19 protein-coding genes are annotated in these 21832 nt (G+C 70.1%); all 19 read left to right on the top strand.

Annotated elements, in window-relative coordinates; translation table 11 throughout:
- Position 1 precedes the first annotated feature (1 nt).
- Positions 2-217, top strand: a complete 216-nt coding sequence (locus tag F9C11_RS00915) for a hypothetical protein (RefSeq protein ID WP_409183062.1) — start codon at positions 2-4, stop codon at positions 215-217.
- A 55-nt stretch (positions 218-272) separates the two neighbouring features.
- On the top strand, positions 273-1919 hold the full coding sequence (locus F9C11_RS00910) for a phage tail sheath family protein (RefSeq protein WP_409183061.1): 1647 nt from the start codon (positions 273-275) through the stop codon (positions 1917-1919).
- 15 nt (positions 1920-1934) lie between these two features.
- Complete coding sequence (locus F9C11_RS00905; RefSeq protein WP_409183060.1) at positions 1935-2456, top strand: phage tail protein; 522 nt, start codon at positions 1935-1937, stop codon at positions 2454-2456.
- Positions 2456-3127: a hypothetical protein gene (locus tag F9C11_RS00900; protein ID WP_409183059.1), complete on the top strand. Its 672-nt coding sequence runs from the start codon at positions 2456-2458 to the stop codon at positions 3125-3127. Before F9C11_RS00905 ends, F9C11_RS00900 begins: the two co-directional genes overlap by 1 nt.
- A complete protein-coding gene (locus F9C11_RS00895; protein ID WP_409183058.1) occupies positions 3124-3855 on the top strand; it encodes a hypothetical protein in 732 nt (243 codons plus the stop codon). Before F9C11_RS00900 ends, F9C11_RS00895 begins: the two co-directional genes overlap by 4 nt.
- Positions 3852-5087 (top strand): DUF4255 domain-containing protein, encoded by a 1236-nt coding sequence (locus F9C11_RS00890; RefSeq protein ID WP_409183057.1) that lies wholly within the window; start codon positions 3852-3854, stop codon positions 5085-5087. Before F9C11_RS00895 ends, F9C11_RS00890 begins: the two co-directional genes overlap by 4 nt.
- Positions 5084-6901, top strand: coding sequence for an ATP-binding protein (locus tag F9C11_RS00885; protein WP_409183056.1), 1818 nt, complete (start codon positions 5084-5086; stop codon positions 6899-6901). Before F9C11_RS00890 ends, F9C11_RS00885 begins: the two co-directional genes overlap by 4 nt.
- A complete protein-coding gene (locus tag F9C11_RS00880) occupies positions 6898-7128 on the top strand; it encodes a hypothetical protein (RefSeq protein ID WP_409183055.1) in 231 nt (76 codons plus the stop codon). The genes F9C11_RS00885 and F9C11_RS00880 overlap by 4 nt, the downstream gene beginning before the upstream one ends.
- A gap of 78 nt (positions 7129-7206) precedes the next feature.
- Entirely contained in the window at positions 7207-7863 is a 657-nt protein-coding gene (locus F9C11_RS00875; protein ID WP_409183054.1) for a hypothetical protein, read from the top strand.
- 10 nt (positions 7864-7873) lie between these two features.
- On the top strand, positions 7874-8188 hold the full coding sequence (locus tag F9C11_RS00870) for a LysM peptidoglycan-binding domain-containing protein (protein WP_409183053.1): 315 nt from the start codon (positions 7874-7876) through the stop codon (positions 8186-8188).
- On the top strand, positions 8181-9302 hold the full coding sequence (locus F9C11_RS00865; RefSeq protein WP_409183052.1) for a hypothetical protein: 1122 nt from the start codon (positions 8181-8183) through the stop codon (positions 9300-9302). Before F9C11_RS00870 ends, F9C11_RS00865 begins: the two co-directional genes overlap by 8 nt.
- Entirely contained in the window at positions 9299-9835 is a 537-nt protein-coding gene (locus F9C11_RS00860) for a phage baseplate assembly protein V (RefSeq protein ID WP_409183051.1), read from the top strand. Before F9C11_RS00865 ends, F9C11_RS00860 begins: the two co-directional genes overlap by 4 nt.
- Before the next feature lie 11 nt (positions 9836-9846).
- Entirely contained in the window at positions 9847-10173 is a 327-nt protein-coding gene (locus F9C11_RS00855; RefSeq protein ID WP_409183050.1) for a hypothetical protein, read from the top strand.
- 5 nt (positions 10174-10178) lie between these two features.
- The gene (locus F9C11_RS00850) at positions 10179-10538 is read left to right on the top strand and encodes a GPW/gp25 family protein (RefSeq protein WP_409183049.1); all 360 of its coding nucleotides are present in this window, start codon (positions 10179-10181) and stop codon (positions 10536-10538) included.
- A complete protein-coding gene (locus F9C11_RS00845; RefSeq protein WP_409183048.1) occupies positions 10535-13285 on the top strand; it encodes a putative baseplate assembly protein in 2751 nt (916 codons plus the stop codon). The genes F9C11_RS00850 and F9C11_RS00845 overlap by 4 nt, the downstream gene beginning before the upstream one ends.
- Positions 13282-16530 carry a putative baseplate assembly protein gene (locus F9C11_RS00840; protein ID WP_409183047.1) on the top strand — a complete coding sequence of 1083 codons (3249 nt, stop codon included), beginning with the start codon at positions 13282-13284 and terminating at the stop codon, positions 16528-16530. Before F9C11_RS00845 ends, F9C11_RS00840 begins: the two co-directional genes overlap by 4 nt.
- The gene (locus F9C11_RS00835) at positions 16527-18653 is read left to right on the top strand and encodes a hypothetical protein (protein WP_409183046.1); all 2127 of its coding nucleotides are present in this window, start codon (positions 16527-16529) and stop codon (positions 18651-18653) included. Before F9C11_RS00840 ends, F9C11_RS00835 begins: the two co-directional genes overlap by 4 nt.
- Before the next feature lie 9 nt (positions 18654-18662).
- Positions 18663-20870 (top strand): DUF6519 domain-containing protein, encoded by a 2208-nt coding sequence (locus tag F9C11_RS00830; RefSeq protein ID WP_409183045.1) that lies wholly within the window; start codon positions 18663-18665, stop codon positions 20868-20870.
- Positions 20857-21783: a glycoside hydrolase domain-containing protein gene (locus F9C11_RS00825; protein WP_409183044.1), complete on the top strand. Its 927-nt coding sequence runs from the start codon at positions 20857-20859 to the stop codon at positions 21781-21783. Before F9C11_RS00830 ends, F9C11_RS00825 begins: the two co-directional genes overlap by 14 nt.
- Positions 21784-21832 lie beyond the last annotated feature (49 nt).

Below are 21832 nucleotides of genomic sequence, written 5' to 3'. Positions count from 1 at the left end.
CATGGCAGGTGCGGACCCGGAGCGAATCGCGCTGCACGTCCTTCGGGCGTGGTGCACGTCCGACGGACAGCTGCGGGTCCGCGTCACGACTACCGCGGACGTGCGCGCCGACGCGACCGCGTCGGAGGTTTTCACGAGCCGCGAACAAGTTCTCGCGTCCGTGGACCGCTGGCTGAGCCGGATCGGCGCGCCGGACGGCGACGTGACGCCGCGGTGACGGAACCAGAGCACGCTCACGACCACGGCCGAGCAAGCCGCGGAGGGAGACGGCCATGCCCATCACGCCCACTTTCCCGGGTGTCTACATCGACGAGCTGCCCAGCGCGGTTCGGACCATCACCGGGGTGCCCACCTCGGTCGCGGCTTTCGTCGGCACCGCCTCGCGCGGCGTGCCGGACGTGGCGGTCCACATCACGAGCTGGGAGGACTACGAACAGCAATTCGGCGGCCTCGATCCGGCGAGCGACCTCAGCTACGCGGTCTGGCAGTTCTACCAGAACGGCGGCAGCGAGGCCGAAATCGTGCGGGTGACCGGCACCGCGCCGCCGAAGACGCCGGACGCCCAGCCGGACGCTCAACCGGACGCCGAGCCGGAGGCCGAGGAGCCTAAAAAGCCGGATAAGGCCGTCGCCGCGACGATCGCTTTGCCGGGCGGGCCGACCCTGCACGCGTCCGGCCCGGGGAAATGGGCCAACGGAAAACTGCTGGCGCGCGTCGACTACAACACCGCCGAGGACAAAGACAACAAGCTGTACAACCTGACGATCCGCGACGCGACCACCAACGTCACCGAGCAGTATCTCAACGTCAGCATCGACCAGAATTCCCCGCGCGCGTTGAAGAACGTCCTCGCGTCCTCGACGTTGATCGGCTCGGCTGACGCCCCCGAGAAGCGGCCGTCCGAGCACAGTTCCACGGATCTGGAGGACGGCGCGGACCCGTTCCTGAACAAGGATAAGAAAGGCGTCTGGTACACCGCGGCGGATCAGGGCGACGACGGCCCGAAGCTGAGGCGCGCGGATTATCTGGGCGACCCGGTAAAGCAGTCCGGCCTCTACGCCTTGCTCAAGACCGACATCTTCAACATGCTCTGCCTTCCGGGCGTCCCGGGGCAGATCGGCAATCCGGACAACGTGCTGCAGGAGGCGCTCAAACTCTGCGTGGACCGCCGGGCGATGCTGATCGCGGATCCGGATCCGAAGTGGCAGACCGCGCGGGCGGTCGCCGACGATGTGAAGAAGGACAATTTCGTTCTGAACAACGATTTCGCGCGCAACGCGGCACTCTATTTCCCGCAGGTCAAACTTCCCGATCCGCAGCAGGAGAATTTCGTTCGCCCGTTCCCGCCGTGCGGGATGATCGCCGGAACCTGGGCCCGCACGGACGTCCAGCGAGGGGTCTGGAAGGCGCCGGCGGGCACCGAGGCGACGCTGAACGGGATCAGCGGTCTCACCGTCCGGCTCACCGACCTGCAGAACGGCATGCTCAATCCGCTCGGCGTGAACTGCCTGCGCGGCCTGCCTTCGGTCGGGAACGTGATCTGGGGCGCGCGCACGCAGCGCGGCGCGGACGTGCTCGCGAATCAATGGAAGTACCTGCCGGTGCGGAGGTTGGCGCTCTTCATCGAGGAGAGTCTGTTCCGCGGCACGCAATGGGTGGTCTTCGAGCCGAACGACGAACCGTTGTGGTCGTCGATCCGGCTCAACGTCGGCGCGTTCATGAACACGCTGTTCCGGCAGGGCGCTTTCCAAGGGCGCACGCCGAAGGACGCCTATCTCGTGAAATGCGACGCGACGAACAATCCGCAGAACGACATCGACCGCGGCATCGTCAACATCCTGGTCGGGTTCGCCCCGCTGAAGCCCGCCGAGTTCGTGCTCATCCACATCCAGCAGCTCGCCGGCCAGATCCAGGTGTAGCAGGAGGCAGACGTCATGTCCGACAGCAAGACGAAACGGCGCGATCCGTACAAGAACTTCCGCTTCCGGGTCAAGTTCAGCGGCGGCGACTATCTGCTCGGAGTCAGCAAGATCACCGGGTTCAAGCGGAGCACCGAGGTGATCAAGCACCGGTCCGGCGGCGATCCGGCGACGAGCGCGAAACTCCCCGGTCGCACCGAATACGACGCGATCACCCTCGAACGCGGCGTGACCGCGGACAAGGCGTTCGCGCAGTGGGCGAACCGCGTGTGGAGTTTCGCCAATTCCGGGCAGGGACTGGAGACCTCGCTCAAGGACTTCCGCCGCGACCTCATCGTCGACGTGTTCGACGAGGGCGGCCAGAAAGTGCTGTCCTATCAGGTTTTCAACTGCTGGGTGTCGGAATGGCAGCCGGTGTCCGATTTGGACGCCAACGCCAACGCGGTCGCCGTGCAGCACATCAAGGTCGAGAACGAGGGGTGGGTCGCCGAGGAGGTCACCGAACCGCAGGACGTGTCCTTCGAAGACCCGGCGTGATGGCCGCGTTCACCGAAGCGAGCCTCCTGGACGTCTGGGAGGCGGCGCACGGGCTGAGCGGGGTGCGGCGGGCGCTCGCGCTGGCTGTCGCCGCGGGCGCGGAACCGGCCGGGGTCGGCGATCTCGCGGTGGGCCGGCGGGACGAGTTCCTGCTGGCGCTGCGGGAGCGGTGTTTCGGGACCGCCTTTCCGTGCCTGGTGGATTGCCCTTCGTGCGGTGCGGAACTCGAGCTGGAACTGTCGAGCCGGGATCTGCGTCCGTCGCAAGTGGACTCTGCGCCGGTGTTGGCGGTTGCCGGGTACGAGGTCGAGTTCCGTGCGGTGACGAGCCGGGATGTGCTGGAGGCCACCAGCAGACGAGCGTTGCTCGAACGGTGTGTGGCTGGCGAACTGCCGGAGGCGGTGCTCGCCGCGTTGCCGGAGGCGCTCGCCGCGGCTGATCCGCAGGCCGATGTCCGGATCGAGCTGGACTGTGCGGTGTGCGGTCATCGCTGGGCTTCGCCGTTCGACATCGCGGGTTATCTGTGGACGGAGCTGGAAGCTCGCGCGCGGCGGCTGTTGTACGACGTGCACGCGCTGGCGCTCGCGTATGGCTGGTCGGAGGCCGAAGTGCTGGCGGTGAGCCCGGGACGGCGCCGGCGTTATCTGGAACTCGCGGGGACTGTGGCATGAACGATTTCGTGGACCGGTTGCTGGGCCGGATCGACGCGCCGCCGATTCGGCCGCTGGTGCCGACGTTGTTCGAACCCGCGAGTCCGGTGGGTGCGGAACCTGAGCTGCCGATGGGGACGTTCACCGAAACGGTGCCGAAGCCATGGGCGGCCAAGGAAACCGAGCACGTCCGCGAAATGTCGCTCCGGGAGCGGGTCGAACGCATCCGGGAAACTCCGGGGCTGCGAACGGAATCGGTGGAACACATCCGCGAAGCCCCGATGCCGGTGCCGGGCGAACCCGGTATGAAGACTCACGAACGTGTTGTCGAGTCTCGGACGCATACCGACCGCGAGACCGCCGGGTTCAGCTCGGAGCGCGTCACCGAGTCGTTGCTGGAGCGCGAAGTGCGGACCGAACAGCTGGAGCGGGAGACGGTGCCGCAGCCCGTCCGCGCAGCGGAGGCGCAAGCCTCCCCGGAATTGCCGCCGGGATCGCCGCCGGTCGAGCTGGAACGCGTGGTCGAAACGGTTCGCGCGCATCCAGTCGCACGGCAACGGCCGGATCCGCCACCGCCGCCGCAGCCGGTGCTGATCCGGCGGCACAACGCACCGGCGGAGCCTGAGGTGCACATCAGCATCGGCCGGGTCGAGGTCACCGCCCGTCCCGCGCCGACGTCGGCGCCGAAGCCGCAGAAGGAGCGGAAACCGTTGCTGAGCCTGGACGACTACCTCCGGGGGCGGGGATGAGCGACGCCAACGCCATCGAGGCGGTGACCGAGGCGCTGGTTCAGCTGGTCCTCGAAGGCGCCCGCGAGGTCGAAAGCGGCGCGAAGGTCGAAGCGCGGCCGCCGCACGAGACGCCGGGGCCGAGCGGCGATCCGCAGCTGAACCTGTTCCTCTACCAAATCGGCATCGACGAGGCGCTGCGCAACGAGGATCCCGTCGGGCTGCGGCCCGGCGACCACGGCGATCCGCAGCTGCCGCTCGTCCTGCATTACCTGCTGACCGCGTACGTGCCGGGCGGCGCGGACACCATCGCGCACCGGATGCTCGGCGGCGCGCTGCGGACGCTGCACGAGCATCCGCACCTCAGCCGTGCGCGACTCCGGCAGGTGCAGTCGCCCAGCGACGTCTCGGAACAGTCCGAGCTGATCCGGCTCACCTGGCAGTCCTTCGCGGAGAAGGACATCTACTCGCTCTGGTCGGCGTTTCAGACCAGCTACCGGCTCACCGTCGCGTTCGAGGCCGGGCCGGTGCTCATCGACAGCCGCCGCCCGCCGCGGGCACCGGTTCCGGTGCTGCGCCGGGGCGCGCAAGACCGGGGCCCGGAAGCTGCCGCCAGCGTCGAATCGCCGTTCCCGCAGCTCACCGCGGCGGTGCCGGTCGCGGTCGGCGCCGACGGGCGCGAGCACGAGCAGGCGTCGGTCAAGCTCGGCGGGCGCGTCGTGCTGCGGGGCGCGCATCTCGATCAGGCGACCGAGGTCCGGCTGTCGCATCCGCTGCTGGCCGATCCGGTGTCGATTCCGGTGGTGCCGGGCAACGCGGCCGAGGTCCGGTTCGAGCTGACGGTGCCGCCGCGCGCGTTTCCGGCGGGCCTTTGGTCGGTCGCGCTGGTCGCCGGCACGACGGTGACCAACGAGGTTTCGCTGGCCGTCGCGCCGGAGATCACCAGCCGGATGCCGATGACCGTGCGCCGGCACGGAACCGGCGCGGTAGTCCGGATCGCCTGCCGGCCTCCGGTGCGGACCGGGCAGCCGGTGCTGCTGGTGCTCGGGTCGCGGTCGGTGCTGGAGCGGCGCGCGGTCGCGGCTCAGCCGGAGGATCCGGTGACCGGCGCGGACCTGACCTTCGACGTTCCGGACGCGCCGGTGGGCACCCACCTCGCCCGGCTCCGGATCGGGGGCGTGGACAGCCTGCTGGTCGACCGGACGGGTCCGAAGCCGGCGTTCGACGCCACCCAGACGGTGACCATCACATGACCTGGGAAGCAGCCAACGGGCGTTTCCTCGCCGCGTCGCTGGAGTGGCTGCGGGAGGTGATGCGGCACCCCGGCGAAGCGATTCCGACCGACGCCGTCGAGGAAGCCGAGGCAAGCGGTCCGCCGCCCGCGCTGGCGGTGCTGGCGGCGCGGCTCGGGTTGTCCCGGTTCGAACGGGACACCCTGCTGTTGTGCGCGGCGGTCGAGCTGGATCCGTCGATCGCGGGGCTTTGTGCCGAAGCGCACGGCAACGCGCACATGGCGTATCCGACGTTCGGGCTGGCTCTGCGCGTGCTGCCCGATCCGGCGTGGGAAGCCGTGTCGCCGCAAGGAGGTTTGCGGTACTGGCAGCTGGTCGAGGGGGTTTCCGGGCAGGGCGTGGTGTCCGCGCCGCTGCGGGCCGCCGAGCGCGCGGTCGACTACCTGAAGGGGCTCAACAGTCTGGACGACCGGCTGACTCCGCTGGTCACGCCGCTGGTGCCGGGTGAGTTGTCGGCTTCGCAGCAGCGCGTCGCCGAGGAAGTGGCGAGCCTGTGGGCGCTCGCGGGCCCGGTTCAGCTCACCGGCGCCGACGAGGCGGCCAAACGACAGGTCACCGCGCATGCCGCGGAGATCTCCGGGCTGGCGGCGTATCGGCTCGAGGCGGCCGCGTTGCCCGCGCAGCCGGTCGAGCTGGATCTCCTGGCTCGGCTGTGGCAGCGGGAGTCCGCTTTGCTGCCGCTGGCGTTGTATCTCGAAGCCGACGAGACGGAGGCAGCCAGCCGGTTTCTCGACCGGATCGCCGGACCGGCGGTGCTGGCCGTGCGGGAAGGCGGGCCGGGGCTCCGGTCGATCGAGGTCCGCCCGCCGACCCCGGCGGAGCGCGCGCTGGCGTGGCGGGAGGCGCTCGGGTGCGAGCAGGCGGTGATCGATTCGCTGGCCGCGCAGTTCTCGCTCGACCTGCCGGGGATCGCGGCGGTGGCGGCGGTCGCGGGAGCCGATCCGGAGAAGGTGTGGCAGGAATGCCGGATCCGCACCCGGCCGCGGATGGACGGCCGCGCGCAGCGGCTCGAATCGAGCGCGAGCTGGGACGATCTCGTGCTGCCGGAGCAGTCCCGCCGGTTGCTGGGCGAGATCGCCGACCAGGTCGGGCAGCGCACGCGGGTGCACGAAACGTGGGGCTTCGGCGACCGCGGGCTCGGCTTGAGCGTGCTGTTCACCGGGCCGAGCGGAACCGGCAAGACGATGGCGGCCGAGGTATTGGCGAACCGGCTGGCGCTGGACCTCTACCGGATCGATCTGTCCACAGTGGTCAGCAAGTACATCGGGGAGACCGAGAAGAACCTGCGGAAGCTGTTCGACGCGGCCGAGGGCGCGATCCTGTTCTTCGACGAGGCGGAATCGCTGTTCGGCAAACGCGGCGAGGTCCGCGACGCGCACGACCGGTACGCCACCATCGAGGTCGACTATCTGCTGCAGCGCATGGAAGCCCACCGCGGGCTGGCGATCCTGGCGACCAACATGCGGTCGACGCTGGATACCGCGTTCCTGCGGCGGCTGCGCTTCGTGGTCGAGTTCGTGTTTCCCGGCCCTGCCGAGCGAAAAACCCTGTGGCAGAAGGCGTTCCCCACGCGGGCCCCCTGCGAAGACCTCGACTTCGACCGGCTGGCGCACCTGCAGACGAGCGGCGCGATGATCCGTAACATCGCGCTCAACGCGGCCTTCCTCGCCGCGGCCGCCGGGTCGCCGATCACGATGGAGACCGTGCTGGCCGCGGCGCGCACCGAGTTCCGGAAACTCGAACTTCCCGTGCCGGAACGGGATTTCCGCCGGTGATCTCGATCCGGATCGATCGGGTGGTGCTGACCGGGCTGGCTGAGGAGCCCGGTCAGCTCCGCGATGCCGTGCGGGCAGAACTGGCCCGGTTGCTGGCGGACGAGCCGCCTCGGGGGTGGCGGGCGTCGCGGCGGCGTCGCGTCGTGGTGCCGGAATCGTCGGCGGGAACCCTCGCGGAAGCGATCGCGAGTGCGATTCACCGCGGAATTCGCGAGGTCGCCGGCTGAGCGGTGACGCCTCGGTGACGCGGTCGCGGCACGCTTTGGGCCAAGGCGTTCCGCCGTTCGCTGGGGAGGACTACGACGATGACCACCTTTCCGCAGAGCCTGAATCCCGTCCGGGGCGGGTTCGTGCTGGTGGATCCGGACAGCGGGCGGGCGTCGAAGACGATTCCGTTCCAGTACAACCCGGACACGCTCACGCGCACGCTGCAGGTGCAGGGCGTCGGCGGGGAACCGGGCGACCGGCTGGAAGCGTTGCGGCTCAAGGGTCCTTCGCACGAGTCCTACAAGTTCGAGGCCGAGTTCGATGCCACCGCCGCTCCGGACAAGTTTCCCGACGGCTTGTTCCCGGTGCTTTGTGCGCTGGAGAAAAGCCTGTCGCCGACGTACGCGCAATTGCTGAATGAAGACCAGCTGGCCGGACAGGGCCAGTTGGAAATCGTGCCGGTGGAGGCCCCGCTGACGGTGCTGGTGCTCGGGCCCAAACGCGTGCTTCCGGTGCGGATCACCGACTTCAGCGTCACCGAGGAAGCGTTCGACGCCGCCCTCAATCCGATCCGGGCCAAGGTCAGCGTCACCGTCCGAGTGCTCACTGTGGACGATCTCGGCTATCCGCATCCCGGCGATCCGGGGGCGCGAGCCAAGGGCGGAACGCTGTACCTGACTTATCTCCAGCAGAAAGAACGATTCGCCGACCGCGTGACCAATCCGGTGACCGACGTCGGCGTGCCGACCGTTTAGGAGGTGCTCGATGTTCTCCGCGACCAGTCGTTACTACGGCCTGCCCACCGCGGTCCGCGACCTTCCGGACGGCCGCTCGGTCCGCTTCGTCCAGCGGAGGTTGCTGCCCCAGCCGGAGCAGCTCGCGCAGATCGGCGAGCGCGTGGTGAAGCCCCGCGACCGGCTCGACCGCATCGCCGGCGAGGTGTTCGGCGACGCCGAGCAGTACTGGCGGATCGCCGACGCGAACCGGGCGATGGACCCGGACGAGCTGACCGCGGAGCCGGGCCGCCGGTTGCGGATCACGCTGCCGCCCGGGATTCCGGCGGGAGGGACCGGTGGGTAAGAGCTTCCAGCTGCACCTGATGATCGGCCGCACCCTCGCCGTGCCGGTGCCGCACGAACTGGTCGACGCGTTGCAGTCCGTGCAGGTCACCTCGGCCGCGGGCGAGCGCAGCGGATTCCAGCTGACCTTCGCGGTGAGCCGGAATTCCCTGCTCGCCCGGACGTTGCTGCCGTCCGGGCTGCTCGATCCGCCCGCGCGGGTCGTGCTCGCGGTGATCGTCGGCGGCTCGGCGGACGTGCTGATGGACGGGGTGATCACCCGGCACGAGATGAGCCCTGGCTCCGGTCCCGGCGAATCGCGGCTCACGGTGACCGGCGAGGACCTCACCGCGCTGATGGAGCTCCGGTACGAGCAGGACATCTTTCCCGGGATGCCGCTGCACGTGCGGGTGCTCAAAATCCTGGCCAAGTACGCGAGGTACGGCATCGTGCCCGCCCCGGTGCCGGTGCTGTTCGGGGAACCGCAGCTGCCGCAGGAGAGGGTGGACGGCCAGTCCGACACCGATCTCGGCTACCTGCGGGGGCTGGCCAAGGACGCGGGGTACGCCTTCTACCTGATCCCCGGGCCGGTGCCGGGCGCGAGCGTCGCGTACTGGGGTCCGGAAGTCCGGGCCGGGGTCGTGCAGCCCGCGCTCACCGTGGATTCCGGGACCGCGACCAATGTGGAATCCCTGTCGTTCGGCTTCGACGGGATGTCCCGGACGCAGTACACGATCCGGATCGCCGAGCCGAGGACCAAGATCGGCTTCTCGATTCCCGTGCCGAGCGTTTCGTTGCTGCGGCCGCCGCTGGCGGTGCGTCCCGCGGTGGCCTTGAAGGAGGAACCGTTGCTGGACCTGGCCGGACGGCCGACGCCGCAGGTGTTGCTGCGTGCGCTGAGCAAAGCCGCGAAGGGCTCGGACGCGGTGACCGGACAGGGAAAGCTCGACGTGCTCCGGTACGGCCACGTGCTCAAGTCGCGTGCGCTGGTCGGCGTGCGGGGCGCGGGGCTCGCGTACGACGGGCTCTATTACGTCAACCGGGTCACGCACGAGATCAAACGCGGCGAGTACAAGCAGAGTTTCGGCCTGACCAGGGACGGTTTCGTCCCCTTCTCCCAGCAGGTGAGCGCATGACGACCGAAGGAACGCGGTTCGACGGCACCTACGAGGGCGTCGTGGTGTCCAATGTAGACCCGCTGGGACTGGACCGGCTGCTCGTGCGGGTCGTCGACGTACTGGGCGACAACGCCATCTGGGCGGCGGCGAGCACCGCGGCTCCGGGCATGAACGTGGTGCCGCTGGTCAATTCCGGGGTGTGGGTCGAGTTCCAGGGCGGCGACATCGGCCGCGCGGTGTGGACCGGCTTCCGGCGCGACGTGCGCGAGGAGGGACCGCCGATCGCGTCCAGCATCGTGCCGGGCGTGCCGCAGGTGGTCATCGGCACGCCGCTGACGCCGTTCGGCCAGCCGCCGCAGAACTACCTGCTGATCACCCAGCAGCCCGGTCCGACCGGCGGGATCCAGTTGCAGATCATGGGGCCGTCCGGGCCGTACGTGAAGCTCAACGAGACCGGGATCGAACTGTCCTGCGGCCCCGGTCTCGCCTCGATCCGGCTCGCCGGGACCTCGGTCGTCATCAACAACGGCACGTTCGTCGTTCCGAACTAGGGGGTGCGGGCGTGCCGGGCTTTCTGCTCCACAGCGGAATGACGATGACCTGTCCGCACGGCGGCGCGGTGACCGCGATCCCGGCGGGCCCGCCGGCGGCGCTGGTGAACGGAATGCCGGTGCTCACCACGAAAGACCAGTTCGTCGTCACCGGGTGCACGCTGACGCCGCCGTGCACGACGGTGCAGTGGACGAACCTTTCGTCCCTGCTGGCGGGCGCGACTCCGGTGCTCACGCAGCTTCCCCCGGCCGGACAGGGCGGCGGCACCTGCCTCGGCTCTCTTTCGCCCGGACCGCCGATCGTGGTTCTCATGCAACAGTTCGTGACGGGAAGGTGACCACTGTGGACATTGATTTCCCGCTCCATTTCGACGAACGCGGCCGCGTCGCCGAAGCGGGGTACGCGAACCACGTGCTCGACCTGATCGAACAGCTGCTCTTCACCACGCCGGGGGAGCGCGTGATGCGTCCGGACTTCGGCTGCGGACTGCTGGACCTGGTGTTCGAGCCGAACAGTCCGGAGCTGGCGGCGGCGGTGCAGGCGTCGGCGGAGGGCGCGTTGCACCGCTGGCTGGGCGACCTGATCACGGTGCAGCACCTGGACGTCACCGCGGAGGAAAGCGCCTTGCGGATCGAGATCGGCTACGTCCTTCTCGCGACCGGCGAACGGCGCGAGGACGTCATCACCGGGAGGGCGGCATGATCGGCTGTGCGGACGAGCGCCGCCGGGCGGACGTGCGCGTCGCGGGCGGCAACGGCATCGACTCGGTCAGCGTGAGCGACGACGGCAGTTCGCTCACCGTGGGCTTCTTCGGCAAAGCACCGGAAGACCTGGGGCCGGCCAACTTCCGGATCGACGGTGGACGGCGCGTGAGCGGGATCGCCGTCGTGGCGGTCGAACTGTGGGGGAGCGACGATCCTGACCTCGCCGACGCGGTGCGGCTGACCGTCGACCGGGCCGGAGATCTGTCCACCTACCGGTTGTCCATTGTGGAGGCCGGGCCGATCGGCAAACCGGGGACGAGGCCGTATCCGGGCTTCGATCCGCGCTATTCCTTTGTGGACTTCACGTTCGGCAGCTGCGGCGACGTCGACTGCGCGCCGGTCGAGGAAAGCACCCCAGCGGCGGACGCGGCGGTCGAGATCGATTATCTCAGCAAGGATTACGCCAGCTTCCGGCAGCTGCTGCTGGACCGGTTGAAGCTGACGATGCCGTCCTGGACCGAACGACACGTCCCGGACGTCGGCATCATGCTCACGGAACTGCTCGCCTACGAGGGCGATCGGCTGAGCTACCAGCAAGACGCGGTGGCCACCGAGGCGTACCTGGACACCGCGCGCCTGCGGGTTTCCGTGCGGCGGCACGCCCGGCTGGTCGACTACCTGATGCACGACGGATGTTCCGCGCGGGCCTGGGTGTGCATCGACGCGGCCGAGCAGGTCACGCTCCCGAAGCGGACTTTCCGGTTCAGCACGGTGGACAGCGATTCCCGCGGCGCGGCGGAGGTGTTCGAGCCGGTCCACGACGAGCCGGTCGAACTGCGCCCGGCACGCAACCGGATCAGCCTGTGGACCTGGGGCGACCACGACTGCTGCCTGCCCGCCGGGGCGACCTCGGCCGCCCTCGTGGACAGCGACCGGGCGTTGTGCCTGGTGCCGGGCGACGTGCTGCTCTTCGAAGAACTGATCGGGGTTCCGTCCGGTCTTCCGGCCGACGCCGACCACACGCACCGGCAGGCTGTCCGGCTGATGTCGGTCACCGAGACGACGGACGAGCTGTATCAGCAGAAACTGCTGGAAGTGACGTGGGCCCGGGAGGACGCGCTGACGTTCGCGTTCTGCGTCAACGCCCGCGGTGGACCGGACTGCGTCGATCTCGAAGTCGGAGTGGCCCGGGGGAACGTGGTGCTGGTCGAGCACGGCCAGCGGATCCGCCCGGAATCCCACGAGGTTCCCGATCCCGCGCCGGAGGAACCGCAGTGTCCGCGCGAGTGCGGCTGCGGTTGCGGAGAAACCGAACCGGTACCCGCTTATCCGCCGCTGCCGGTGGTCGTGCAGCCGCAGTTGCGGCACCAGCCGGTCACCCAGAGCGTCCCCTTCCCGGATCCCGCCGGCGTCGCGGCCGCGCAGGCGCAGTGGCTGGTCGGGCTCCCCGGCCGGATCCGCGCTCGGCTGACCAAGCTGTGGCGAAGTGAACTGTCCGAAAAGGACATTGAATTCGTCACCGTGCTTTTCGGGACCAAGCTGGTGAAGAAGCTCGGCCTTCGTGACCACCCCCGACGCGCGCTCCGGTATCTGCTGGCGTGCTTCGACGACTTGCTGGAAACGAAGCTGGAGCGGCTGAAAGACCTCATCCGCCAGGCCCGCGCGGGCTACGTGCTCACCGCGGCGAACGAGGGGTGGGAGATCGGCCAGAGCTGGGGCGCGGCGGAAGGGGACAAGCTGGACGAACACCGTGCGGCGTTCCGCGGTCCGGCAAGTCTCGCCACGCGACCGGATCCGCGATTGGCACTGCCGGCGGTCACCGTCACCGACCGAAACCACGAGGTTTGGCTGCCGCGACGGGATCTGCTCGACAGCGGCCCGGCCGACCGGCACTTCGTCGGCGAGGTCACCGACACCGGCGCGACCGTGCTGCGGTTCGGCGACGGCCGCAACGGCGCGAAGTTTCCGTTGGGCGGTCAGCTCAGCGCGGCGCTGCGGGTGGGAACCGGGCTGGCGGGGAACGTCGGCCGCGAAGCGATCAGCAGCATCGTCTTCGACCACGTCGACGTGCCCGGCATCCGAAGCGTGCGCAATCCGTTGCCTGCCGTGGGCGGGGTCGATCCCGAACCGGTGTCCGAGGTCCGCCTGCGGGCCCCGCAGGAGGTTCGCCGCCGGCTGCTGCGCGCCATCACCGCGGACGACTACGCGACGCTGGCCGGTGCTTCCCCGGGCATCCAGCGGGCCGCGGGCGATTTGCGGTGGACGGGCAGCTGGTACGAGGCGCAGGTCGCGATCGATCCGCTCGGCCAGGAGGTCGCGCCGAGCTGGCTGCTCGACGAAACCCGCGCCGCGCTGTTCCGCTACCGCCGGATCGGGCACGACCTTTCGGTGTTCAGCGCGACCCTCGTCCCGCTCGAGCTGACCCTGCGCGTCGAGGTGCTGCCCGACCACCTCGCCGGGCACGTGCGCACGGCACTGCGGCGCGCGCTCGGCGCGTTCTTCCAGCCGGATCGCCTCACCTTCGGCACCCCGGTCCGGGTCGGCCAGCTCGTCGCGGCCGCGGCGGCGGTACCCGGCGTCCGGCACGCCGAGGTGACCCGGCTGGAGCGGCTGTTCGGCCCGCCCGGCACCGCACTCGCCACCGGCGTCCTCCCGATCGGGCCGCTCGAGGTGGCGCAACTCGACGACGACCCGGCCCGGCCCGAGAACGGGCGGCTCACCCTCGACCTGGCAGGCGGACGATGAACTGCGGCACGGGACAAGGCCCGACGACCCCGGCGACGACTTACCAGCGACCCGGCTTGCCCGCGCTGTCGCGGCGGATCGGCACGTACGCGCGGTTCCGCCAGTCGATGCTGGCGCGGCTGGCGAGCCGGGAGGCGCTGGCTCCGCTCACCACGCGGGACCCGGACGATCCGGCGATCGCGCTGCTGGACTGCTGGGCCGTCGTCGGCGACGTGCTGACCTTCTACCAGGAGCGGATCGCCAATGAAGGCTATCTGCGCACCGCCACCGAACCCGAATCCCTCCTCCACCTCGGGGCTCTCGTCGGCTACACCCCGCGGCCCGCGCTGTCCGCGACGACTTACCTGGCGTACACGCTGGATCCCGGTGCGCGGACGGTGATTCCGGCGGGTACCCAGGCGAAGAGCGTGCCCGCGCAGGGCCAGCTGCCGCAGACCTTCGAGACCGCGGCGGAACTCCAGGCCCGCGAGGAATGGAACGCGCTGCAGGTGGCCACCGCCGAGCCGGTGGACGTCACCGCCGTAACCGCCCGGCAGATCCCCCGGCTCGGGATCCAAGGCACCACCGCGGCGCTCAAGCCGGGAGACCGGTTGCTGCTGCTGTTCGGCGCCTTCGCCCCGGCCGTCCGGGTGGTCGCCGAGGCGACGCCGGATTTCCCGGCCAACCGGACCACCGTCAAGCTGGTCACCTCGGGCATCGTGCTCGACGACCTCAACCAGACGATCCGCGACCTCGTCGAGGAGATCGCCACCGCGGTGCGGCTCCAGCCTCCGCCCTCGCCGTGGGTCGACCCCACGGGCACCGCGTTGACCACTGCCAAGACCTATTTGGAGAGTCTCGGCACCTCGGCCACCGCGAACCTGGTCCTGGCCCGCACGGTCTACCAGTTCAGCGCCGAACTGGCGGAACAGGCCGCGCTCGCCCGGGCGCACGCGAACTGCGCGATCCAGGACTGGTTCCGCGATTTCGTCGGACCAGTCTCGGACACGGCAGACGCGCTGCTGAAGCTCTGCACCGCGGCGTTGCGCGAAAGCGATCCGGAGCTGCGCTACCTGACCGAGTTCGGCAGAGAATTGTTCTGCACGTCGCCGGGATACCGCTTCGACGGCTGCGGCTGCGGCTGCGGTTACGGCACCGATTGCGACCGGGCGGCGGCGCTGCTCGGGCTCACCCCGGTGCTGCCGTGGCTGCGGCGAGAGCCGTCCCGGCCGCCACGCAAGGCAATCGATCTACCATCCACAGTGGACCAGCTGTTCCACCCCAGTTCCGACGTGCACCCGAAACTGCTCATCGCGGCCGATCCCCGGCTGGGTGCGAATCTGCACCACGCGTGGGCGAACGAACAAATCGCGCCGCCGCCGGAGCTGTCCGGCGTACAGGTGCTGCGGACCCGGGCGGTCGTCCTGGACCGGCCTGCCGAAGCGATCGCGGACGCGGCGGGCACCACGACCATGTGGCTGGACGCGGTGTACGACGGCATCACCCGGGGCAGCTGGGTCGTGCTGGAATCGGCGAACGGCGAGCAGTCCTCCGCGCGGGTGACGGCGGTGGAGCTGGCGACGGTCAAGGTCACGGTCCCGAACCAGTCCGCGCCGATCGGGACCAAGCAGTTCACCAAGATCACCGTCGACCGGGTCGTCTTCCCGGTTCCGGCGGCGGGCACGGTCGTCTGGGCGAACGGCGAAGCGCTCACCGCGATCGGCGACCCGATCACCCAGGACGTGCGGGGCGACGAGATCGAACTCGCCCGGGTCTACGACGGGCTCCGGCCGGGCCGATGGCTGGTGGTGGCGGGCGAACGCACCGACGTGCCGCACACCAGCGGGGTCCAGGCCGCCGAGGTGACGATGGTCGCCGGGATCCGGCAGCGGGTCGAACCGAGCCGGCACGGCAGCCGGGTCCGCACGTTCCTGTCGCTCGCCACGGCGTTGTCCTACCGGTACCGCCGGGACACGGTGACCGTCTACGGCAACGTCGTGGAGGCCGACCAGGGCGAGACGCGCACCGAGGTGCTCGGCAGCGGCGACCCGGGCGTGGCGAATCAGGTTTTCCCGCTGCGCCAGGCCAATGCGGACAACCCGCTCACCTTCCGGCCGTCCGCCAACGCCTCCGGCGCGGAGAGCACGCTCGCCGCTCGCGTGTCCGGCGTGCGCTGGCACGAAACCGAGGGGCTGGTCTGGTCCGGGCCGACGAGCCACGACTACGAGGTGTCGCTCGGCGCGGGCGGGACCCGGACGCTTCGGTTCGGGGACGGCGTCCACGGCGCACGCATCCCTGCCGGCGTGGAGAACGTGACGGCGGTGTACCGGGTCGGCGCGGGCCACGACGGGAATGTCGCGGCCGGGCAGATCAACCAGGCCACCGGCCGTCCGCCGGGCGTGCGTGCGGTGACCAACCCGCTGGCGTCCGGCGGGGGAGCGGACGGCGACGGACCGGCGGACGTCCGCGCGTCGATCCCGCTGCGGATGCTCGCGCTCGATCGGCTGGTGTCCATCCGCGACTACGAGGACTTCACCCGCGCCCGGGCGGGGATCGGGAAAGCCAAGGCGGTCAAGCTTTCCGACGGCGGACGGCGGGTCGTGCACGTGACGGTCGCGGCGACCGGGGACGCGCGGATCGACCCGTCCTCCGGCTCGGTGGTCGCGCTGGAAGCGGCGTTGGCGGGCTTCGGCGACCGCGGCGTCGAGGTGCGGGTCGCGGTGCGGGAACGGGTGCTGCTCGTGCTGCGCGCCGGGATCAAGGTGCTCCCGGACTACACCTGGGAACTGGTGGAACCCGCGGTGCGCGCCGCGTTGCTGGACGAGTTTTCCTTTGCCCGCCGCGAACTCGGCGAACCCGCGTTCCTCAGCGAAGCGTTCGCCGCGATCCAGGCGGTGCCCGGGGTCGACTACGCCGCGATCACCGTGTTCGACGGCATCGCGGGCGACGTCACGCCGATCGAACTGGCCACGATCGCGGGCCGGCTCACCGAGGCGAAGCCGTGCGTCGGGGCGTCCGGGGCGCGGTTCGAGGAGGTTTTCGACGAGGTGGGCTATGTGGACGGGTTCGACACGGACACCTTGACGACGATCGCGCTCCGGCACGGGCTGACCGTGGACGAACTGGTCCGGTTGAACCCGGATCTCGATTCGACGGAGCTTGAGGAGGGCCAGCAGCTGACCGTGGGGCGCGGAATCCGGCCCGCCCGGCTCGCCGTGCTCCCGGCCGGGGTGCCGGAAGCGCTGATGGTGGTGAGGATCCCATGACTCGCAATCCAGACCGGCTCTACGAGCTGATGCCGTCGGTCTACCGGCGGCGCGACGAGGAGAACGCGGGGCCGCTGAAGGCGTTGCTCGGCGTAATCACCGAACAGGCCGACCTGATCGCCGCCGACCTGGACGCGCAATACGCGGACTGGTTCATCGAGACCTGCCAGGACTGGGTCGCGCCCTACCTTGGCGACCTGGTCGGGTACCGGATCCTGCCGGGCGCGGACGAGACGCTCGCGACGGGTTCGGCCGCGGCTCGACGGCTGCTGTCCGCTCTCGCGCCTCGCCGCGATGTCGCGCACACCGTCGGCAACCGGCGGCGCAAAGGCACCTTGGCGTTGCTGGAACAACTCGCCGAAGACGTCGCGGAATGGCCCGCGCGGGCGGTCGAATTCCGGCAGCTGCTGGCGGTTTCGCAGGCTGTCCGGCTGCACGGCCGGGACCCGCGGGCGGACCGGCGGCGGCTGACCCGGGGCCAGCTGGCCGACCTGCACGGGGCCGACGCGCTCGACCGGCTCGACGGGCCGTTCGACGAACTGGCGCATTCGATCGACGTCCGGCGGATCACTTCGCATCGCGGGACCGGACGGTACGGGATCCCGGAGATCGGCCTGTACGTATGGCGGCTCAAGCCGTATTCGATCACGCACGGGCCCGCGTACTGCGAGGATCGGGCACGCACCCGATTCACCTTCAGCATTCTCGGCAGCGACACTCCGCTCGTCGTCTCCCCGGTTCGGGAACCGTCGCCGAATCACCTCGCCGACGAAACGAACGTGCCGGTTTTCATTCGCAGGCAAGCTTTCGCCGAGCGACCGGCGGTCTACTATGGACCTGGCAAAAGCCTGTGCGTCTACCTGGGCGACGGGAATCCGGTGCCGCTGGCCGACATCGTGCCCGCGGATCTGTCCGGCTGGCGTTACCGGCCGGCGCACGGGAAGGTCGCGCTCGACCCGGTGCTGGGCCGGATCGCCTTTCCGGTCCGGCAAGCCCCGGAAGCCGGAGTGTGGGTCGACTACCACTACGCGTTTTCCGACGACCTCGGCACCGGGGAGTACCCGCGCGCGACGGAACCGTCGGACCACGTTTACCGCGTCGGCCCCGGGCACCACGAATTCGTCATGGAAGCCGTCGAGGAATGGCAGCGGGACAAGGAAACCGACCCGTCGGCGCGCGAGGCGGTCATCGAATTCACCGACAGCGGGGCGTATCAGGAACAAATCAAGCTGACCGTCGACCGCGGCGACTGCCTGACGTTGCGGGCAGCGAGCGGGACGCGTCCGGTGTTGCGGCTGCTGGACTGGAACAGCAACCGTCCGGACGCGTTGCGCATCGTCGGGACCGACCGCGGCGCGAAAGACGATCCGCTGCCCAAGGTCGTCTTCGACGGGCTGCTGATCACCGGGCGCAGCGTGCAGGTGCACGGTCCGGTCGGGCAGTTATCGTTGCGGCACTGCACATTGGTGCCCGGCTGGTCGCTCGACGCACAGTGCTGTCCGGAACACGAGGAAGAGGCGAGCATCGAACTCGCTGACACTCCCGCCTGCCTTTGCGTGGAACGCAGCATCCTCGGCACGATCCTGGTCACCGCCGACGAAGTGCACCGCGAACCCAACCAGATCCGGCTCGCCGACAGCATTCTCGATGCCACCGGACCCGGCCTCGCCGCGCTGTCCGGACCGGACGACGGATGCGCGCACGCGGTGCTCACCGTGCGCCGGTGCACGGTGTTCGGCTCCGTGTTCGCGCACGCGGCCGGGGTGCTCGAAAACTCCATTTTGGACGGTCGAGTGCGGATCGCCCGGCGCCAGGACGGCTGCGTGCGGTTCTGCTGGCTGCCGGAAAGTTCGCGCACGCCGCCGAGATTCCATTGCGAGCCCGAGCATTCCGGCGATCCGGCCCGAGTCGTCCCTCGGTTCACTTCGGTTCGCTACGGCACCCCGGGTTACGCCCAGCTCGCGCGATCCGGGCCGGAGGAAATCAGCCGCGGCGCGGAGGACGGTGCGGAGATGGGCGCCTTCCACGACCTGTTCCAACCGCAACGCGAGGACAGTCTCCGGCTGCGGCTCGCCGAGTACACCCCGGCCGGCACGGACGCCGGCATCCTGTTCGCCACTTAGGAGACCGCCATGCAAGCCGACTTCTCGCGCCGCACCTTCGACTCGCTGAAGCACTTCTCCGCGGTCCTGGCGCAGCAGGGCCGGGTCCAGCTCGACGCGGACGCGAACGAGCAGGCCGCGATCCTGCTGTACCAGCTGCGGACCACGGTGGCCGACCTGCTCGGCCAGTCCGCCGCGCCCGCCGAGGCTCCCGGGTTCCGCATCGACCCCCGCCCGGACCACGCGAAAATCACCGACCTGGGGATCTCGGCCGGGCGGCTGTACGTCGACGGGCTGCTCGTCGAGAACGACCGGCCCACGAGCTACTGGACGCAGCCCGAGGGCTACCTCGACCAGGACGCCGACGACCCGCTGCCCGAAACCGGGCCGTTCGTGGTGTACCTGCGGGTGTGGGAACGGCTGGTCACCGCGCTGCAGGACCCGGCGATCCGCGAGATCGCGCTCGGCGACCCCGGCCCGGACACCGCGGCGCGGGCCAAGGTCGCCTGGCAGGTGGCCTGGTGCGCGGGACAGAGCGGCGAGGATTTCGCGGACTTCCTGCGCTCGCTGAACCCGGAGCCCGGTCTCCTTGCCGCCCAAGCGAAACACCCCGGCGACACCGACGCCTGCCACCTCCCGCCCGAGGCCCGGTTCCGCGGGCAGGAGAATCAGCTGTACCGCGTCGAGGTGCACACCGGCGGACGCGCGTGGACGGATTCCTTGCCCGTCAAGGGATTCAACCGGACTTTGCACGGCGCGACCTTCAAATGGTCACGGGAGAACGCGTCGGTGGTGTTTCCGGTCGTCTCGGTATCCGGTGCCACGGTGACCCTCGGCACGCTGGGCCGGGACAGCAAACTGGACCTCGACGTCGGCGACTGGGTCGAACTGCTCGACGACGCCTCCGCCACCCGCGTCGCGGACGACGTCCCGGCAGGGAACCGGCCGGAATCGGCGCCGCCGCTGCGGAAAGTCGTCGCGATCGACCCGGCGGACCGGCTGGTCACCCTCGATGACGACCTCGGCGAGCACTGCGGCCCCGGCTCCGATCCGGACCTGCATCCGTTCCTGCGCCGCTGGGACCACCTCGCCCCGGCCGACAGCGAGGACGGCGCGGTGCCGCTGGTCGAGAACACCTGGATCGACCTGGAGGACGGCGTTCAAGTGCGGTTCGAAGCCCCGCCGAGGACGTCGGCGGACGTAGCGGCCGGACAGGGCGGCACCTACCGCCGCGGCGACTACTGGCAGATCCCGGCCCGCACGGTGACCGGGGACGTCGAATGGCCACGCGGCGACGACGGTCCGCGCCCGGTCCCGCCGCACGGCGTCGAATACCACTACGCGGTGCTGGGCGTGCTCGACGCGAACGGCACGGTGACCCATCCGCCGGACACCTTCGAACCGCTCTTCCGGCAAGGCCCGAACCCGGCCGCGCCCGAGCCACCGGCGGAGAAGCCGAAGCCGGCACCCGAAATCGACGCGCCGCCGGTCGCGCACCCGACCGATTCGGTGGTGTTCGCGGCGGAGAAAGCAGCCGGGGCGACCGCGCCTGCCGAGCCGAAAGCCGTTTCCCCGGCACCGACTCCTCCGACGGGTTCCGCGGGCGCGGGCGGCAACGGTTCGGCCACGGCCGCATCGACCGCGACATCGACGCACTCGGCCGGGGCCGCTGAGCCGGAGCCGAGTTCCTCGGTGGTGACGCACTCGGCTGAGGCCGCTGAGCCGGAGCCGAGTTCCTCGGTGGTGACGCACTCGGCCGGAGCCGCTGAGCCGGAGCCGAGTTCCTCGGTGGTGACGCACTCGGCCGAGGCCTCCGAGCCGGATCCGACTTCCTCGGTGGTGCCAACCTCCTCCGCCGTCCCCGCGGCGGACGACACCACCAGCACTTCACCGACCACCCCCAACCCGCCCGAACCGTCCACCGAGCCGGAGAAACCAGCCATGCCGCAACCGACCACCCCACTCGGCGACCACTTCACCTCCTGGCTGCGCACCGTCGTCCCCGGCCTGTGGTCGGCACTCGTCGCGTGGCTCGTCTCGCTCGGCCTGCCCTCGTCGGTGACCGACGCGGTGGCCGGGCTCGGCAACCAGGTCATCGTCCCGCTCGTGCTGGCCGTCGTGTACGCGCTGCTGCGGCAGCTCGAACCGAAGATGCCGCCGTGGCTCACCAGGGTCCTGCTGGGGTCGAACCGGCCGCCGAGCTACGCCGAAACCGAGGCGGACCATGCGCTGGGCTGACTATTCCGCGGGCACGCCGAGCCCGTCCGCCCTCAAGGCGGCCGGTTTCGGCGGCGTGATCCGCTACGCCGGGCTGGGCCGCGGAAGGAAACGGCTCACCGGAAGCGAGTACCGGACCCTCGTCGGCGGCGGGATCACCGTCGCGCTGGTCATCGAGCTGGGCACCGACGACGCGTGGGGAAACCGCAACGACGACGATTTCGCCCGCGGCGTCGCGTTCGGCCAGGCTGGCCTCGCCGACGCACGCGGGATGGGCGTCCCGGACTCGGTGCTGATGGCCTGCGCCGCCGACAGCCACGCGGCGGCCTATCAACTCGACGACGTCGTCCGGTTCGCGAGCGGATTCGCCAGCGTGGTCGGCCGGGGCCGGGCCGGGTTCTACGGGTTTTCCGAGACGCTGCGCGCGGTCCACGACGCCGGGGTCGTGTCGTGGTACTGGCGCTGCGGCTCCCAGCCCACGGCCGCCGAACGGACCTGGACCCATCTGTGGCAGCGCAACGACGGCAAGGTCGAGGTCGACTCGATCACGTGCGACATCGACGAGCAGTACATCGAGCTTCCCGGCGGCGGCGCCGGGCCCGGCCCCGCCTCCAGCAACGACGAGGAGACTCTGATGCTGATTCCCGCAGCACCGAACGGCGACCACTTCTACATTCCGCTCGCCGGCCGCCCGCCGTACCTGTACCTGTTCTGCGGGTATGGGGACACCATCGAGATCAAGCAGATGGACTTCGTGCGGGCGAGCAAATCCGGCAGCGAGGGCGACTACGTGCCCGGCTCGCAGATCCGGAACTTCACGTTCCTCGCCGACCGCCCCGGCCCGCTGGACCTGCGCAGCGTGGCCGCGGCCGGCGCGGTCGGCATCTCGATCTGGTACCAGGCGAAGCATTCCTTCACCGCGTACGTCGGCTGAGGCCCGTCCGGGAAAGCACGGTGGGCAGGAAGAGCTTCGTCGTGCCGCA

Source organism: Amycolatopsis sp. VS8301801F10 (assembly GCF_046195355.1).
Classification (GTDB): Bacteria; Actinomycetota; Actinomycetes; order Mycobacteriales; family Pseudonocardiaceae; genus Amycolatopsis.
This window is presented reverse-complemented; position numbering and strand designations above follow the sequence as displayed.